At 36.5% G+C, this 17,896-nt stretch carries 11 protein-coding genes and 1 riboswitch; of the genes, 7 read left to right on the top strand and 4 right to left on the bottom strand.

Annotated elements, in window-relative coordinates; translation table 11 throughout:
• Positions 1-123: 123 nt before the first annotated feature.
• Positions 124-2,694, bottom strand: a complete 2,571-nt coding sequence (gene clpB, locus GYX25_RS04420) for an ATP-dependent chaperone ClpB (protein WP_174786811.1) — start codon at positions 2,692-2,694, stop codon at positions 124-126.
• Between the two features lie 286 nt (positions 2,695-2,980).
• Positions 2,981-3,026, top strand: a riboswitch (PreQ1 riboswitch).
• Between the two features lie 3 nt (positions 3,027-3,029).
• On the opposite strand from clpB, the gene queD reads away from it, so the two are divergent.
• Both queD and GYX25_RS04430 read left to right on the top strand, forming a co-directional pair.
• Positions 3,030-3,458 (top strand): 6-carboxytetrahydropterin synthase QueD, encoded by a 429-nt coding sequence (gene queD, locus GYX25_RS04425; protein WP_174786812.1) that lies wholly within the window; start codon positions 3,030-3,032, stop codon positions 3,456-3,458.
• On the top strand, positions 3,455-4,069 hold the full coding sequence (locus GYX25_RS04430; RefSeq protein ID WP_174786813.1) for a 7-carboxy-7-deazaguanine synthase QueE: 615 nt from the start codon (positions 3,455-3,457) through the stop codon (positions 4,067-4,069). Before queD ends, GYX25_RS04430 begins: the two co-directional genes overlap by 4 nt.
• Before the next feature lie 157 nt (positions 4,070-4,226).
• Here the strand turns inward: GYX25_RS04430 and GYX25_RS04435 are convergent, their stop codons facing one another.
• Positions 4,227-5,816, bottom strand: a complete 1,590-nt coding sequence (locus tag GYX25_RS04435) for a hypothetical protein (protein WP_174786814.1) — start codon at positions 5,814-5,816, stop codon at positions 4,227-4,229.
• Between the two features lie 537 nt (positions 5,817-6,353).
• Here GYX25_RS04435 and argS point away from each other — a divergent pair.
• Both argS and pbpC read left to right on the top strand, forming a co-directional pair.
• Positions 6,354-8,087: an arginine--tRNA ligase gene (gene argS, locus GYX25_RS04440; protein ID WP_091350142.1), complete on the top strand. Its 1,734-nt coding sequence runs from the start codon at positions 6,354-6,356 to the stop codon at positions 8,085-8,087.
• A gap of 76 nt (positions 8,088-8,163) precedes the next feature.
• Entirely contained in the window at positions 8,164-10,503 is a 2,340-nt protein-coding gene (pbpC, locus tag GYX25_RS04445) for a penicillin-binding protein 1C (protein WP_174786815.1), read from the top strand.
• A 51-nt stretch (positions 10,504-10,554) separates the two neighbouring features.
• Here pbpC and GYX25_RS04450 read toward each other — a convergent pair whose 3' ends face one another.
• Positions 10,555-10,845: a putative quinol monooxygenase gene (locus GYX25_RS04450; RefSeq protein WP_174786816.1), complete on the bottom strand. Its 291-nt coding sequence runs from the start codon at positions 10,843-10,845 to the stop codon at positions 10,555-10,557.
• 456 nt (positions 10,846-11,301) lie between these two features.
• Between GYX25_RS04450 and GYX25_RS04455 the strand changes: the two genes are divergently transcribed.
• On the top strand, positions 11,302-12,318 hold the full coding sequence (locus GYX25_RS04455) for an amidohydrolase family protein (protein ID WP_202983816.1): 1,017 nt from the start codon (positions 11,302-11,304) through the stop codon (positions 12,316-12,318).
• Positions 12,319-12,462: 144 nt separating this feature from the next.
• Here GYX25_RS04455 and GYX25_RS04460 read toward each other — a convergent pair whose 3' ends face one another.
• Positions 12,463-13,851, bottom strand: coding sequence for a hypothetical protein (locus GYX25_RS04460; RefSeq protein ID WP_174786817.1), 1,389 nt, complete (start codon positions 13,849-13,851; stop codon positions 12,463-12,465).
• A 651-nt stretch (positions 13,852-14,502) separates the two neighbouring features.
• Between GYX25_RS04460 and GYX25_RS04465 the strand changes: the two genes are divergently transcribed.
• Together GYX25_RS04465 and GYX25_RS04470 are read left to right on the top strand one after the other, a co-directional pair.
• Entirely contained in the window at positions 14,503-15,933 is a 1,431-nt protein-coding gene (locus GYX25_RS04465; protein ID WP_174786818.1) for a hypothetical protein, read from the top strand.
• 507 nt (positions 15,934-16,440) lie between these two features.
• Positions 16,441-17,871: a hypothetical protein gene (locus GYX25_RS04470; protein ID WP_174786819.1), complete on the top strand. Its 1,431-nt coding sequence runs from the start codon at positions 16,441-16,443 to the stop codon at positions 17,869-17,871.
• Positions 17,872-17,896: the final 25 nt, after the last annotated feature.

Raw genomic sequence — 17,896 nt, forward strand, 5'->3', positions numbered from 1 at the left:
TAAAGCAATTGTTTTTTATATAAAAAATTAAAGTTATTTTTATTTTCAAACGGTTGTTATGGTGTTTATTTTAGTGGCATAAAAAAACCGACCATAAAGGCCGGTTTGTTGTTTGATGGTTAATTACTGTTTAGCTTCGATATTGTCGCCAACTAAATCTAGATGAATGGTTTTACCCGGAACTAGTTTGCCAGACAGTATTTGCTGTGCCAATGGGTTTTCGATCTCTTGTTGGATTGCTCGTTTTAGTGGTCTTGCCCCATAAATTGGGTCAAAGCCGACTTTAGCAAGTTGTTCCAACGCTGCATCCGAGATATCCAATTGGTAACCACGTTCATCTAACCGTTTTTCAACATGTGCTAATTGAATTTTTGCAATCGCTTTGATGTTTTCTTGACCGAGTGGGTGGAAGACCACTGTTTCGTCAATACGATTGATAAATTCTGGTCTAAAGTGTTTAGCAACAACTGTCATCACTAGCGCTTTCATTTCGTCATAACTTAGATCAACTTGACCTTGAATTAGGTCAGATCCTAAGTTTGATGTCATAATTATGACGGTATTACGAAAATCAACCGTGCGACCTTGGCCATCAGTTAAGCGTCCATCATCGAGAACTTGCAGTAAGATATTAAAGACATCTGGATGCGCTTTTTCGACTTCGTCAAGTAAAATGACTGAATAAGGTCGACGTCTAACTGCTTCTGTTAAGTACCCGCCTTCTTCATAACCAACATAACCCGGAGGTGCACCAATTAAGCGAGCAACAGAGTGTTTTTCCATAAACTCTGACATATCTATACGCACCATGGCATCTTCGCTATCAAACATAAAGTTAGCCAGTGATTTGCAAAGCTCGGTTTTACCTACCCCTGTTGGTCCTAAGAATAGGAACGATCCAATTGGTCTGTTTGGATCTGAAAGCCCTGCTCGGCTACGGCGAATTGCATTAGCAACCGCTAATACCGCTTCGTTTTGGCCAATGACACGTTTATGTAAAGCATCTTCCATATGTAATAGTTTGTCTTTTTCGCTCTCAAGCATTCTAGAAACCGGAATACCTGTCGCTTTAGATAGCACTTCGGCAATTTCGTTATCGGTCACTTTGTTACGCAATAACTTCATGGTTTTGCCTTCTAACTGAGTTGCTGAAGCAAGTTTCTTTTCGAGCTCTGGTATTTTGCCGTATTGTAATTCAGACATTTTGCTCAAGTCGCCAGCTCGACGTGCTTGCTCTATTTCAGTACGCGCTTTTTCTAGCTCAGCTTTGATGCTTTGCGTGCCCGAAACAGCTGCCTTTTCTGATTTCCATTCTTCTTCAAGTGATGCATATTCCTTTTCTTTTTCGGAAAGTTCATCGTTTAACATCTCAAGTCGTTTTTTACTGGCGTCGTCAGACTCTTTTTTAAGCGCTTGTTGTTCAAGTTTAAGTTGAATGATGCGCCTTTCAAGTCGATCTAAAGATTCAGGTTTGGAATCCATTTGCATACGAATGCTGGATGCAGCTTCATCAATTAAGTCAATTGCTTTGTCAGGTAACATGCGATCTGAAATATAACGATGCGATAACGTTGCCGCAGCCACAATTGCCGGATCGGTAATTTGTACATGATGATGCAGTTCATAACGTTCTTTTAAGCCACGCAAAATGGCAATAGTATCTTCAACTGTTGGCTCAGCAACATAGACTTTTTGGAAACGACGCTCTAATGCCGGATCTTTTTCGATATATTGACGATATTCATCTAGTGTTGTTGCGCCCACGCAGTGCAATTCTCCACGCGCTAATGCAGGTTTTAGCATATTACCGGCATCCATTGCACCATCGCTTTTACCTGCACCAACCATGGTATGGATTTCGTCGATGAACAATATTATGCGACCTTCTTCTTTTGCTAAGTCTTTAAGCACGGCTTTTAACCGTTCTTCAAATTCACCACGATATTTAGCACCCGCAATTAATGCGCCCATATCTAGCGATAAAACGCGTTTATTCCGCAATCCTTCAGGCACTTCGCGGTTAACAATACGTTGAGCTAAACCTTCCACAATGGCGGTTTTCCCCACGCCTGGTTCACCAATTAATACCGGATTATTTTTAGTACGGCGCTGTAATACCTGAATTGTTCGGCGAATTTCTTCATCACGACCAATAACAGGATCAAGCTTACCTTGTTCTGCTCGTTGAGTTAAATCAATAGTATATTTTTTAAGAGCACCACGTTGATCTTCTGCATTAGGGTCGTTCACGTTATCGCTACCTCTTACTTGATTGACTGCTTGGCTAAATTTGTCTTTATTGACGCCTGATCTTTTAAGAATATCACTTAAGCTACCTTTGTCTTCTAAAGCGGCTAATATAAAGAGTTCTGATGATATATAACTATCGCCATTTTTTTGGGATAATTTGTCGCATAGATTTAATACACGAACAAACTCTTGTGATGGCATAACATCCCCACCCACACCTTGAACTTGGGGTAATCGATCAATGGCTTGCGTTAATTCTTGTTGCAAAACAGCGACATTTGCACCAGCAGTAGTCAATAATGGCGTTACACTGCTACCTTCTTGATTAAGCATGGCTGATAGAACATGCACAGGCTCTATATATTGATTGTCTTTACCTAATGCCATTGACTGCGCATCAGCTAAAGCTTGTTGAAACTTGTTTGTTAATTTATCTAACCTCATAGTATTTATCTCCTGAGCAATAGATTTGGATTCAATGCTTAACACATTCAACCCATTTGCATGTGATCTAAATGTGTGTTGCAATCTAAATTTCAAGAGCAAATTTAGAATATTTTTTATAAAATTTATACAGCAAGATCAGCAAATATTTAAAGCTTAACTAGCGTTAAAAATAAAGATGATCGCAATTCAATCAATTACCACTCAATGTTGTTTTAAATAAAACTTGCAAGATGACAACTCAGCTTTTATCTATTATATTAGCGCCTTTATTTTGTTAGGTTAGCTAACCGTGGTTCGTAACCCATCCCACGTAAAAAAACTAGGAATATAAAATGTTCAAAATAGCTAAAGAGTTTCAATTTGACGCCTGTCATATGCTAGATGGGCACAATAAAAAGTGTCACAATCTGCATGGTCATACTTATCGCTTATTAGTCGAAATTAGCGGTGATCTTATCGATACTGGTTCGAGTCAAGACATGGTCATGGATTATGCTGATCTAAAAATGATTGTTAAACAGCATATTATTGATCCACTGGATCACGCTTATCTTTACAACCAAAATAACCCAAATGAGTGCCGTATAGCCACGTTACTACAAGAAATGGAGCGCAAAATTTTTGCCTTTCCATGCCGCACTACTGCTGAAGCAATGAGCAAATTCATATTTGATTGCCTGTCGCAATATTTGCCTGTTTCGATGATCAAATTATGGGAAACGCCAACTTCATATTGTGAATATCATCGGAGCCAAAAATGATCGAATTTCGCATTGTTGAAATCTTCGAATCTTTACAGGGCGAAGGTTATAATACAGGCATGCCTGCTGTTTTTATCCGTTTTGCTGGGTGCAATTTAAATTGTGCTTGGTGTGATACTAATTTCCGCCAATTTACCCGGATTACGTTAGATACGCTGCTTGCTAGAGTGAGTGAATATAACAGCAAAAACATTATTATTACTGGCGGCGAACCGACTATGGTTAAAGCATTATCTCAATTGCTTGTACCATTAAAAAATGCGGGTTATTTTATTGCCATTGAAAGTAATGGACTTGGCAAAGTTGATCCGCTTATAGATTATATAGCTCTTAGCCCTAAGTTTTGTTATCGGTCACGCTATCAAGAAATAGTACAAACTACTGCCAATGAAGTGCGGATTGTTGCCGAAAATCATGCTGATTTTATCCCTTTTTGCCAATATATCGAAACTCAAATTCACGCCAAACGCTATTACCTTTCACCGTGCGAAAAAAATGGTGCGTTTAATATGTTTGAAACCATTGAACTATTGGGGAAAATCAACAAAGATCGCTTTGATAATAAATGGCTACTTAGTGTACAAAGCCATAAGTTTGCCAATATTGATTAGTCTTTTAAATTGAAGGAAACGGTTTTGCTATTAAATAGCAAAACCGCTTGGCATGCACTTTTTAATTACTCAGCACGCCAACTGTGCAGGGTGCTGTTCTTTGATAAATTATTTTTTATTTACACCATAAGTATCCCCACAGCCTAAGGATTAGAATCTAAGGCGTGGTGCAAAGGCCATAGTAGTTGTAAGAAGTTCTTTCTTTGCGCACGGTACCGCCGAGCGTGACATGGAACCCTGAGCCATTAATAACATCATCCGTCCAATAATAGAAGCTGTCAACGAAGTTCGCACCGACGTAATCAGACATGCGGCCCCATTCAGAGAAAAACCCAGCACCAATATGACGCATGTAAAAACCCTTAGACCCCCACGGAGTGGCCCCGTTTATACCTCCATAACATGGAAAAGCACTTGTGATACCACACCGATGGTTAGTCAAGTCCTTGATCTTAGGAAGACGATAACCTAACCTACTACACCAAGAGGAATGCTCAGGCTGCGTCGCTGCTCTATTGTTACGATTGACGAACCACTGTTTTAACACAAATCCATATTTAATCATCACATTACCACTTCTATCCCTACCCTCTAACTCAAAAGTATGTGGTAAACTTGGCGCATTTAAAGAACTAGGACTAGTTGTATTTATCTGACTAGTACTCGCTTTAGGACCATTTAACATTACCCTCGTTACAGGCTGAGAGTTAATAAGCCAATTATCACTGTATCTTCCCCATGTGACTGTTGCAGTTATCCCATCATGAGAAACAGGAGACCACGTCAACTGACTTCCATCCATTCCACCGATATCTAAATCAAAATACAAACGATCAGCACCTGTTGTCGGAAAATTTTGGCTGTATAATGTGGGATTGGTTGATGGGCGATCTTTAAAACCCTTCTTAGGATCCCAAGCTGGACCGATATGCCCAGTATCTTGGGGACTGTCGCCCATGATACGACCTGTACCACCATAGAACAAATTCGGCATTACGGAACAGATTTCTGCTCCCGAAGAAATATAATATGTTGCCGTGCCACTAGGAAAATCACTACGATTAGGTAGGCCATAACGAGTTTTTAAACTTCCATTTGTAACACTTAATGTCATCTTATATGGTCCCCAACATGGGAGTAAACGATTACTAAGATAGTTTACATTGTTACCATATCTGTCTATGATCGAAATTGATAAACGTCCCGTCGCAGTAACATTATAAGTACCTTGACCATCTCCATCATCATCCCCCCACCAATTCTGATAGGCCCTCACTATAGTATCTAAATCCGAGGCAAAATTTGGGGAAGGCACAAAAGTCCTTATATCGCTAAAGGTACTTCCGGCAGGTAACATTATCGGATTTCCCGCACTTGTTGTATTAATTGACGGCGTAACCCTTGTACCATTAGGTAATGTGATAGTCAATAAATCATCCGTTGTGGTAGCCCTAGTTCGACCGCCATCATACGTAAAATACGGCGCAGAACCTCGAATAACTTGTGATGTCTGAGCTGTTAACGCCTGCGAACTTTGCGAATACGACAATAACAGCAATGGTGCAAAGGCCAATGGTGACTTCGATAAGTAAGATAAAAAACTCGGCCTCTGCGGTAACGCCAAGCTCGATGATTTAGATAACTTCGGTGATAAAAATGAAAATTGAGTCTTTTTTGGACTACGGTGAAATTGAAAAAGATTTAGGGCGTAGGTTTGGCAGGCCAGATGCCAGATGCCAGATGCCAAGTATGATAGCGCATTTCGATTATCCTGTCAAGTAAATTTTTGTTTTATTTGGATTTTTTATAATTGACTGCTCAGCTAATGAGCATTTCCCTGCTTTAAAAGCGCTTAAATTATAAGCTGTTGATTAATTATGCGCTACTTTTTTTGTTAAAATTTTGTAAAGTTTTGTTAAGGGGTTGGGGTTAAGCTTTTAGTAGTATGCTTTGAGAAATGGTTTTGATGGTGTTTTTTGACTAAAAACCAACAGATAAAAACTTAAATAAAATCAATACCTTTCCTGACCGTTTTTTGAACAAAAATAAGTTTTTGTTTTGGTTAATAAAATATTTGGGTTGGCGGGAGCTGACGTTTGTAGTTTTGATGGTCAAAATATCTCTCTCAAATTTCAGACAAAATTATTCATAATAAATTGATTTTATTAGTTCTTTTAATTTTTCTTTTAAAAAACAAGAATCCTTCACCATATCCAATCAGTGACAATTCTTCACTTTCTCGGTATGATATTAGCTATTTTAGTATATATAGATTAGGTTTAGTGTGAATATTCAACAATTATTAACGCAACGTGTTTCGCAAGCAATGATTATGGCAGGTGCAGATAAAAACTGCGACGCTCTAATTAAGCAATCAGCTAAAGTGCAATTTGGCGATTATCAAGCAAATGGCATTATGTCTGTAGCCAAAAAACTCGGAATGCCGCCTCGGGAGCTTGCTCAAGCGGTTTTACAACATTTAGATATTGACGATATTGCCGAAAAAGTTGAAATTGCAGGTCCAGGCTTTATCAATATCTTTTTAAAAAATAACTGGATTGCCGAGCAAAATGAAGTTGCTTTAATCAGTGATAAACTTAATATCACTTTACCCGCAAAACCACAAACAGTTGTGGTTGATTATTCAGCACCTAATGTCGCTAAAGAGATGCATGTTGGGCATTTGCGTTCAACCATTATTGGTGATGCCAGTGTTCGCGTTTTATCGTTTTTAGGGCATAACGTTATTCGTGCTAACCATGTTGGTGATTGGGGAACACAATTTGGTATGTTAATTGCGTATCTTGAAAAAATGCAAAATGAGCATGCCAATGATATGGCTCTATCTGATTTAGAATCTTTCTATCGCGCTGCCAAAAAACATTATGACGAAGACGAAGTGTTTGCCGAAAAAGCCCGTAATTATGTAGTAAAACTACAAGGTGGTGATGAATATTGTCGCGAGATGTGGCGAAAATTGGTTGATATTACCATGACGCAAAATATTGCCACTTATAAACGTTTAAATGTTACGTTAACAGTTGAAGACACCATGGGCGAAAGCATCTATAACAGTATGCTACCGGGTATTGTTGCCGATTTAAAACAAAAAGGGCTAGCCGTTGAAAGCGAAGGCGCGATTGTTGTGTTTTTAGATGAGTATAAAAACAAAGAAGGTGAGCCGATGGGTGTTATCATCCAAAAACGGGATGGTGGTTATCTTTACGCTACAACCGATATTGCTTGCGCAAAATACCGTTACGAAACGTTACACGCTGATCGTATTCTTTATTATACTGACTCTCGCCAACATCAACATTTGGAGCAAGTTTGGACAATTATTCATAAAGCCAAGTATGTGCCCGAATCTTTAAAACTTGAGCACCATATGTTTGGTATGATGCTAGGTAAAGATGGTAAGCCATTTAAAACACGTTCTGGCGATACCGTTAAATTAAATGATTTGTTAGATGAAGCTTGTGAACGTGCAACAACATTAATTCGTAGCAAAAATCCTGACTTAACAGAAAGTGAGCTTGCCGAAATCGTCGATGCAGTCGCTATCGGTGCAGTTAAATATGCCGATCTTTCCAAAAACCGTACCACCGATTATGTTTTTGATTGGGATAATATGCTGTCATTTGAAGGCAATACCGCACCTTATTTACAATATGCTTATACCCGTGTGTTATCAATATTTAAAAAATCAAATATTGCCGAAGACAGCTTAACAGGTAATATTAGTTTAGAAACCGATAAAGAGCGTGCCTTAGCGACTCGTTTAATTCAATTTGACGAAACAATTTCAATCGTGGCAAGAGAAGGTACACCGCATGTACTTTGTGCTTATCTTTATGAAATTGCGACGCTGTTTTCAAGTTTTTATGAAAACTGTCCTATTTTAACAGCCGACAGCGAAAGCTTGAAGCAAAGCCGCTTGAAATTAGCTTGTTTAACAGCGAAAACACTAAAAATTGGTCTTGATATGTTAGGTATTAAGACGGTTGAAAAAATGTAAGTAAACTGCCACCGATGTGAATGCATGGGTGGCAGTTTTTGCTAACATGCCTAGCATTTTGGACTATTAACTAAATATGATCAGGTTTATTGTTCGTCATCAAAATAAGTTAATGGCTTTGTTGCTGTTATTTATTACAATTTTTGCTATTCGTTTATATCCACATCCCCCACTTTCAGAATCACTAAGCTTTTCAAAGCGCTATTATGATGACAGTGACCAGTTAATTCGCATGACATTAGCCAATGATGATCGTTATCGTTTATGGACGCCTTTAGAAGATATTTCGCCCGATATTGTTAACGGCTTGTTACTGCACGAAGATCAGTGGTTTTATTATCATATTGGTGTTAATCCATTTAGTTTGATGCGCGCTTTTGGCGCAACTTATTTGACTGGAGGCAATCGTCAAGGCGCATCCACAATCACCATGCAACTGGCACGCATGCATTGGCGGTTAAATACTAGAACTATTGGTGGTAAATTGCATCAAATAGCTAGGGCAATTCAGTTAGAATTGATGTATTCCAAGCATGATATTTTAGAGGCTTATTTAAATTATGCGCCTTTTGGACGCAATATTGAAAGTGTTGGCGCGGCATCATTTATTTACTTTAATAAACCACCTGCACAAGTTAATTTACCCGAAGCATTAACGCTGGTGGTTTTACCTCAATCCCCAACCTATCGAGTTGATCGTAAAACAGGATTTGCAGGTAAAGCATTAGTTAAAGCAAGAAATCAATTATTTGATCGTTGGCAAGAAAAATATCATGTTGATAGCCATATTGCAGCGCTTTTTTCGCAAAAGTTGGTTTTGCGTCAACCAGAACAAGTGCCCTTTGTGGCGCCCCATTTTGTGAATCAAATCATTCACCAGAAAAACGACCAAACCCAAAAAGTCAAAACCACATTAGACAGCAATCTGCAAAAAATCATCCATCGCCAAGTCAACGCGTTTATTGAGCGCAATCGTTTGAAAGGCATTAATAATGCCTCAGTGATTTTGGTTGATACCCAAACAATGAAGGTTAAAGCGCTGATCGGATCGGCTAATTATTTTGATAATTCAATTCAAGGTCAAGTGAACGGTACACTTGCCAAACGTTCACCGGGCTCGACGCTTAAACCGTTTATTTATGCGCTTGGCATTGATCAAGGTGTTTTGCATCCCCGGACCATTTTAAAAGATGTAGCAACCGATTTTGGTTCATACACCCCCGAAAATTTCGATCGCAACTTTCGTGGCCCTATTTCGGCTACCGATGCGTTAATTCATAGCCGTAATATTCCTGCGGTATGGGTTGCATCAAAATTGAATAATCCCACTTTTTACCAATTTTTAGTCAACGCCCATATCCAAAAGCTCGCCGACGAAGCGCATTATGGCTTGTCTTTAGTGTTGGGGGGCGGTGAAGTGAGCCAGCAAGAATTAGTTGGCTTATATGCCATGCTAGCTAATGAGGGACGCTGGCAACCACTGCAATTTACCGAATCAGAAACACTTCCCGAACCGGAAAAGTTGTTAAGCCCGCAAGCGGCATTTATGACTATCGATATGTTAAAACAAAATACCCGTCCACAAGATGTGCTGAGCAAAATGCAAAAAAATGTAGTCCCTGTTGCTTGGAAGACGGGTACTTCATGGGGCTTTCGTGATGCTTGGACTGCAGGGACTTTTGGACACTATGCTATGGTGGTTTGGCTTGGTAACTTTGATGGTAGTGGCAATAATGCCTTTGTAGGCGTTGACGCTGCTACACCACTCTTTTTTAATATCGTTGATAGTATTAACGCTTATTATCCTAACTTGCGTGCGCCCTATCGCCCATTACCGCCAAATTTAAGACGCATTGATATTTGCCTAACCAGTGGCAATTTACTTACCCAATGGTGTAAAGCAAAAGGCAAAACGTGGTTTATTCCTGGGGTATCCCCCATTAATCCTGATACTATTTTCAGACCAGTTATGGTCGATAATCAAACAGGTAAAGCGGTTTGCCCTCCTTATGATTTAGCCACATCCCACTTAGCTGTTTTTGAATATTGGCCGTCCGATTTAGCTGCTATTTTTGCCAAAGCAGGTATCCCGAAAAAAGCCCCCCCTTCAACAAAACATTGTCGTTCATCACAAAGCTATTTAGGTGAACCCCCTAAAATAACGTCACCTCTCAAAAATGTGGTTTATCAATTTAGAACAACAAAACAAAAAAATGAACAAATTAGTTTTACCGCTAATAGTGATGGTGATGTTAAAACACTTTATTGGTTTGTCAATGACAATTTTATTGGGCAAACCGATCCCCGAAAGGCAATTAACTGGATCCCAACACAAAGCGGAACGTTTAAAATTTTAGTGCTTGATGACCTAGGGCGAAGTGATTCACGAAGTGTAAAAATCGAACTCTTTGATTAATAAACATGATAGTTAACCTTAAGTAGCTAACTATCATAATCAACTTTTAAGCTACATGATTTGTTTAACTATATTAATTTCTAACCCATCAACGTGATCTTTAGCAAAGTTGGCAAATTCGACAAAATGAGGCGTTGCATTGTGAAAATCAATTGCCTGCTGTGAAGCCCATGTTTCGATCACAACAAAAATATTAGGGTTATCAATACCTTGATTAAGTTCATAGCGCACGCAACCTGCTTCGGCTCTACTACCTGCGACTAATCGTTTAAATATCGGTTGAAATGCATTATAAAATTCTGGTTTAACGGTGATTGTAGCAACGATATTTAATTGGCTCATGTTAACTGCCCTATATTTCAAAATAATTGGTTAGCACAGTATACGCTTGGTATTACGAATAATCCAAAACAGAATAATGAGATGAATAATCTCATTTTTGTGACGTTTAATTATTATTATTAAATAATAAGTTACCATTTAATTTTTTATTATATGAGTAATTTATATTTATTGAACACTTTTTTTTCAGTATAAAATCTAAAAAATAATACTTTAACCATTTCATTTATTTATATATTTTATGAATTATAGTGCTTGCTATTAAAAATATTTTGGTTAGAATTTCTGCAATTTTTAATTGATTAGGTATAAGCGCAATGAACACTTGTAAATCAATAATCCTACTAAATAAAATTATTGATATTACTTTTATCCTCCTTTTTGGGGGATTTTTTTTGCCTATTGCGCTCGATTTTATCCACTTTATTTAAAATAATTGCATTGTAGAGGCACATTATGATTGAACATAAAAACATGTTGTTAACCACAAGAGACCAAAGTTTAAAAGCCTATTTAATGAATAAAATTAAACAAAATGGCGGATGGGTTAATGCTCATATGCATGCCGATCGTGCTTTTACTATTTCGGTTGATAGTTTTGATGTTTATCAAAAACAGACCTTAATTGAAAAATGGGATACATTAGATAAAGTCAAGGCATCAATGAGCGAAGATGATTACTATCGCCATTTTAGTATGGCGGTTGAACGGATGATTGAGCAAGGTGTGAGTGCAATGGGATCGTTTGTTGATATTGACCCTATCGCTCAAGAACGGGCAATTAGAGGCGCGTTAAGAGCACGCGAAACCTATAAAAATGACATCACTATAAAATTAGTCAATCAAACACTTAAAGGCGTTATCGATAAAGAAGCTCGTTATTGGTTCGATAAAGGCGCTGATTTAGTTGATATTATTGGTGGTTTACCACGTCGTGATGAGCGCGATCATGGTGAAGGAATGGGACTGAAACATCTTGATGTGCTAATGCAAACAGGTAAATCATTAGGCAAAATGGTGCATGTACATGTTGACCAGTTTAATTCTCAAGATGAGATCGAAACGGAACAGCTTACCGATAAAACCCTTGAACATGGTATGCATGGTCGCGTTGTTGCTATTCATAGCATTTCGATCACAGCCCACAGTTTAGAATATCGCCAAAAACTCTATAAAAAAATGAAAGAAGCAAAAATGATGGTCATTGCCTGCCCATTTGCTTGGATCGATAGCCCACGCCGTGAAGAACAAGGCCCTACTCGTAACTCACTCACCCCAGTTGATGAACTAGCTGCTGCTGGTATTCCTGTTGCCATTGGTACAGATAATGTTAGTGACTATATGTTACCATTTTCAACTGGCAATATGTGGGAAGAGCTTAAATTGTTAGTGACCGGATGTCGTTATACTGATTTAGATAATGTAATTAATGTAGCAACCAAAAATGGACGAATGGTGCTTGGGCTTGAATAGTTAATCATCTATCTTAAATAAAAATCCCACAAACAATAAATAATGTTGTTTGTGGGATTTTATTTTTGCTGTGCATATAAATATTATGCACACTGATGAGATTAGATTATCTTTTGTAAAAATTAAAATATAAACTTTAATTAGTTATAAATATGAAAGATCTCTAATAATATCGTCAAACCGTGATTTTAGTTCGGTTAATTGCTGTTCTTTTGCTGCTTGAAGCAAGCTATCTTTAGTTTTCAACACTCCTTCACTATGGTTGCGCAAATTAGAGGGCACATTACCAGAATAGATATAATCATGTTTTGCCGATGTTTGAACAATGTCAAATTTTTTATTGTAACTATAAGCACCATGGACATCAATTTCAGTGGTCAAGGTTAATTTATTGCTATGCGTCACCGTTTTTAAATTAAATTGCTGATCTTTGTAGGTTTTAACTTGCTTTTTGTTGCCGTTTTCGTCAGACACTTCAACAAATTTATCAAAGACTTGTTCGGTTTTGGTTTCATTGTTAACAGACTCCCCAAGATCAGAAAATTCAACGTTCGTCGTAATACGGATTGTGACATCTGCCTGACTTGGTTGATAAGCAATGAATTCTATAAAGTCCTTACTTAAGATATCTAATACAAAAGATTTTAACTCTAAAGAATTATAATAAACTTTAATTTTTCCTTTTTTGGTATATTTATCTGCTTGTGAATTTGCATCACGAAATAATCCGTATTGACGATAAGTAGAAGAAGCCGAGGCGTAATATTTAGCAATTTCACGAAATTGATAACGATGCGTTGCAGTCTTTGCTAGTTGTTGTGCTTGTTCATAAGCAATCTCTGCTTGTTGAGTAGAGTATTTTCTATCATTATCAACAGAAAGTTTATCACTATCTTTGTACTTACCAAGTGGTTGATATACCGCCGATGCGTTATTAAATGCCTCGGCAGCGGCTTTAAAATCACCTTGTCGTTCTAACATTTTACCTTGGTCATAATACTCTTTAGCCGCAAGTTGTATATATTTTGTATTGGCATTTTTGTACAAACTTTCGATATTTTTATAGTTGTATTGCTCAAGCCCTTTTCCATATAAATCAGCTCTTATTCTATAACTTTCACTGTCGGTACCAGTGATTGAATTGCCATAATTGTAGTACTCTTTAGCAATATTTTGTTGTAATTGAGTAGTATCATATTTGTTATCGAAAAAACTGATTTCTTGGCTATAAAAACGATCAGTTAATCGCATTTTCATGGCTAATAGGTTTTCGTAGCATTTTATTCGTGTGGCATAATCCGAGTTATTGGTGTTTAAAAGGCTTGTTTCATAATGTTGCATGACATTACTGACTATATTTTGCAGTCGTTGTATATCTTGTTTTCCAAATTCTGCAGGGCCTTTGTCCTCAATGCTGTCACCTAATAGGTTGATACTTTCTAAATATTTTCCTTCTTTATAAGCATCTTCTGCTGTACGTGTATGGCAAGCAGTTAATAAAAACATAAAAAAAACAACTATGATTATACGCATAATTTTCCTTTCAATTCATTGTAGCTTTGTGCTCGTTCATCTATTTATTATGATGAAAACTGTTTTAATTGAACTTAATTAATAAGCAGGCTAGTGAGTTTATTATAAATTGTCTCTAATTTATTAACTTTTTTTGCTAAAGTTGAGCAAAATCTCATCATCAATCAATGAGTGAGATTATTTTAAGGTAATATGAAGTATACAATTTAGTCACACTGTTTACAGTTATTTGTTCAATACGGAGATGAATATACATACAAATATTTTATCACAGACAAGCGATAGGAACTTTCATGGCAATTTGGGTAAAAACGTCTTATGAGTTTTTAGCAGATTATTCGAATCATGAAAAATAAACAACTCGCCATTTAGTCACCTAATATTAGTCAATATCAAGAATATGTTAGCATATTAACAGTCATTAACAATTTTTAACGATATGCTTGTTGATTAAATTAGCATTAATTTATTATTCTACATGTAGTTGTAAAAGTAATGGCTAATCTGATCATAATTTAGTAGAAAATTTTTACTTCCCAAAAGGATCGTAGTCAAGTGAATCAACTTATCCTTAAAACTATTGATGGGAATAATATTGGATAGCCATAAATAAAAAATACCGGATAAAAAATTTAAAAAATGAGTAAAATAATGATTAAACAATTTATAAAATCCGCTTTTTATGTATCTATATTATTTCAGCTATTTCCAATAAGTTATGCTAGCTATACTGCGCACACAGCACAGGTTATTCATGGAACGAGGCCTTCTTTATCACCGCTAATAGAAGAACATATTAATGATTTAAATTTATTTGGTTTAAAATCAGGTGATGAAGAGTATTTCGGTGATGAAGAAATAAAAAACATCTTGCTTTCCGGCTATTCCCCATTAAAAAGTCAATTATCCTCAATATTAAAACAGCCTAATAGTGATGAATTTTTTGATCCTGATGGAGATGAATTTAAAATACTCAACCTAAGGAATCAACATAAAGTTAGCATAACTTGGTATTATACTAATATAAATAATGAATTAGTGGAATTTACTCCTAACAATGAGGATACTTTTTGTAGCTTATCCACAAGAGGCATGTACGCGCCTTTTAAAGTAAAATTATCTGCTAATTTAGATTTATATTCAAAGTATGGCGTACCGAATAACAAAACCTATCCAAATGAAGAGAACTCAACTCTCCCAGCTAAAATGTATACCATATTAGGACCAAACGATGCTTTTATTTGCTTTGCAAGACCTACGTTAAATCCCTCCAGTGTTAGTGGAAGTGAAAAAAAACAATGGAATCCAGAATATGGTTTCTTAACTCAATCGATTAGCAATCCATCTGAGAACTTTCCAACTACAGGTTTTTATGGAGCTAAATTTGACCTACTTTTATCCGACAAAAGAATGGTTTCAAACTACACTTGGGCAATTAAACAAGGCAGTGATCTTGTTACTCTAACCAATCATCCTAACTTTATAACAATAACTTTTAATACAGCTGATGCAAAAGATCCTGGAAAAGCTTGGCAACATGTTATGGGTTCTGATGCTGGGTATACCGTAATAATTGAGGGAAGACACAAAACCACAAATAAAACCATCCAATATGCATTTACCATTACTAAATGGTTTGACACTTGGAAACAAGATACTAATGAAGCAGGAGAACTAATAGCTCTTAAAGCTCCTCTTGAAGAGGTAATAGCTGCATGTAACGCCAAAAGTGGGCATTATCATGTAAGCCACTCAAATGAAATAAGTAATGCGCCGTTTGACAGTGGTACTGGGTATACTAGATATACACGTGAAATAGGTTCATTATTTAGTGAATGGAGTGATGTAGTTCAAAGTGCTTATCCCGGATCTTTTGGGCCAGATCTTGAGAAGCAAAAAGGAGTAGCTATGAGAAGGTATTATGTATGGGATATAAATGAAAAAAAATATTGTGATGTACACGCTCACAATAGTAAATACCACTGCCGTAGTGAACATGAAGAGAAAAATGCCGTATGTGCCTCTACTCCTAAACAAAAAAATATTAGCTACGTTCTTATCCGTCGTCCACGTATGAATTAAAGGTGACAGTTAACTCTGTCACCAAATTCAATAATAAACTAACCGAACACTCTTTTCCTGTTTTGGGTGGATTGTTCCTTTTCCAAAAGTCGTATTATCAAAAAATATAGCAAGATAGCTTATAAAGTTTACATGACATTAATATAAAATTATGATGTTTATCCAGATAACGAATTTGGCTGATGTGATCATAGTAAACAACCTTGCATCTAATCACCAGATGTTAGTCAAATCAATGAATGTTAAAATGTTAACAAATCTTGACAAAAATTAACTATTTTTTAACAGTGTGATTATTGATTAAATTAACATTAATTGATTATTCTATATTTTGTTCATCAAGATAATGGCTAATCTGATCATAATTTATTAGTGGAAGCTTTTTAGCTACCCAAAGGATCGTAGTCAAATGGATAAACTTATCCTTAAAACTATTAATGGGAATAATATTGGATAGCCATAAATAAAAAAAACACCATATAAAAAATTTAAAAAGTGAGTAATATAATGATTAAACAATTTATAAAATCCGCTTTTTATGTATCTATATTATTTCAGCTATTTCCAATAAGTTATGCTAGCTATACTGCGCACACAGCACAGGTTATTCATGGAACGAGTCCTTCTTTATCACCGCTAATAGAAGAACATATTGATGATTTAAATTTATTTGGTTTAAAATCAGGTGATGAAGAGTATTTCGGTGATGAAGAAATAAAAAACATCTCGCTTTCCGGCTATTCCCCATTAAAAAGTCAATTATCCTCAATATTAAAACAGCCTAATAGTGATGAATTTTTTGATCCTGATGGAGATGAATTTAAAATACTCAACCTAAGGAATCAACATAAAGTTAGCATAACTTGGTATTATACTAATATAAATAATGAATTAGTGGAATTTACTCTTAACAATGAGGATACTTTTTGTAGCTTATCCACAAGAGGCATGTACGCGCCTTTTAAAGTAAAATTATCTGCTAATTTAGATTTATATTCAAAGTATGGCGTACCGAATAACAAAACCTATCCAAATGAAGAGAACTCAACTCTCCCAGCTAAAATGTATACCATATTAGGACCAAACGATGCTTTTATTTGCTTTGCAAGACCTACGTTAAATCCCTCCAGTGTTAGTGGAAGTGAAAAAAACCAATGGAATCCAGAATATGGTTTCTTAACTCAATCGATTAGCAATCCATCTGAGAACTTTCCAACTACAGGTTTTTATGGAGCTAAATTTGACCTACTTTTATCCGACAAAAGAATGGTTTCAAACTACACTTGGGCAATTAAACAAGGCAGTGATCTTGTTACTCTAACCAATCATCCTAACTTTATAACAATAACTTTTAATACAGCTGATGCAAAAGATCCTGGAAAAGCTTGGCAACATGTTATGGGTTCTGATGCTGGGTATACCGTAATAATTGAGGGAAGACACAAAACCACAAATAAAACTATCCAATATGCATTTACCATTACTAAATGGTTTGACACTTGGAAACAAGATACTAATGAAGCAGGAGGACTAATAGCTCTTATAGCTCCTCTTGAAGAGGTAGTAGCTGCATGTAACGCCAAAAGTGGGCATTATCATGTAAGCCACTCAAATGAAATAAGTAATGCGCCGTTTGACAGTGGTACTGGGTATACTAGATATACACGTGAAATAGGTTCATTATTTAGTGAATGGAGTGATGTAGTTCAAAGTGCTTATCCCGGATCTTTTGGGCCAGATCTTGAGAAGCAAAAAGGAGTAGCTATGAGAAGGTATTATGTATGGGATATAAATGAAAAAAAATATTGTGATGTACACGCTCACAATAGTAAATACCATTGCCGTAGTGAACATGAAGAGAAAAATGCCGTATGTGCCTCTACTCCTAAACAAAAAAATATTAGCTACGTTCTTATCCGTCGTCCACGTATGAATTAAAGGTGACAGTTAATTCTGTCACCAA

Source organism: Gilliamella sp. ESL0254 (assembly GCF_013344985.1).
Classification (GTDB): Bacteria; Pseudomonadota; Gammaproteobacteria; order Enterobacterales; family Orbaceae; genus Gilliamella; species Gilliamella bombicola.

Excerpts from the sequence above, each read along its gene's own strand:
- GYX25_RS04470 (WP_174786819.1), top strand. The coding sequence starts at position 16,441 with ATGATTAAACAATTTATAAAATCCGCTTTTTATGTATCTATATTATTT.
- pbpC (WP_174786815.1), top strand. The coding sequence starts at position 8,164 with ATGATCAGGTTTATTGTTCGTCATCAAAATAAGTTAATGGCTTTGTTG.
- GYX25_RS04430 (WP_174786813.1), top strand. The coding sequence starts at position 3,455 with ATGATCGAATTTCGCATTGTTGAAATCTTCGAATCTTTACAGGGCGAA.
- GYX25_RS04450 (WP_174786816.1), bottom strand. The coding sequence starts at position 10,845 with ATGAGCCAATTAAATATCGTTGCTACAATCACCGTTAAACCAGAATTT.
- GYX25_RS04455 (WP_202983816.1), top strand. The coding sequence starts at position 11,302 with ATGATTGAACATAAAAACATGTTGTTAACCACAAGAGACCAAAGTTTA.
- GYX25_RS04465 (WP_174786818.1), top strand. The coding sequence starts at position 14,503 with ATGATTAAACAATTTATAAAATCCGCTTTTTATGTATCTATATTATTT.
- GYX25_RS04460 (WP_174786817.1), bottom strand. The coding sequence starts at position 13,851 with ATGCGTATAATCATAGTTGTTTTTTTTATGTTTTTATTAACTGCTTGC.
- queD (WP_174786812.1), top strand. The coding sequence starts at position 3,030 with ATGTTCAAAATAGCTAAAGAGTTTCAATTTGACGCCTGTCATATGCTA.
- clpB (WP_174786811.1), bottom strand. The coding sequence starts at position 2,694 with ATGAGGTTAGATAAATTAACAAACAAGTTTCAACAAGCTTTAGCTGAT.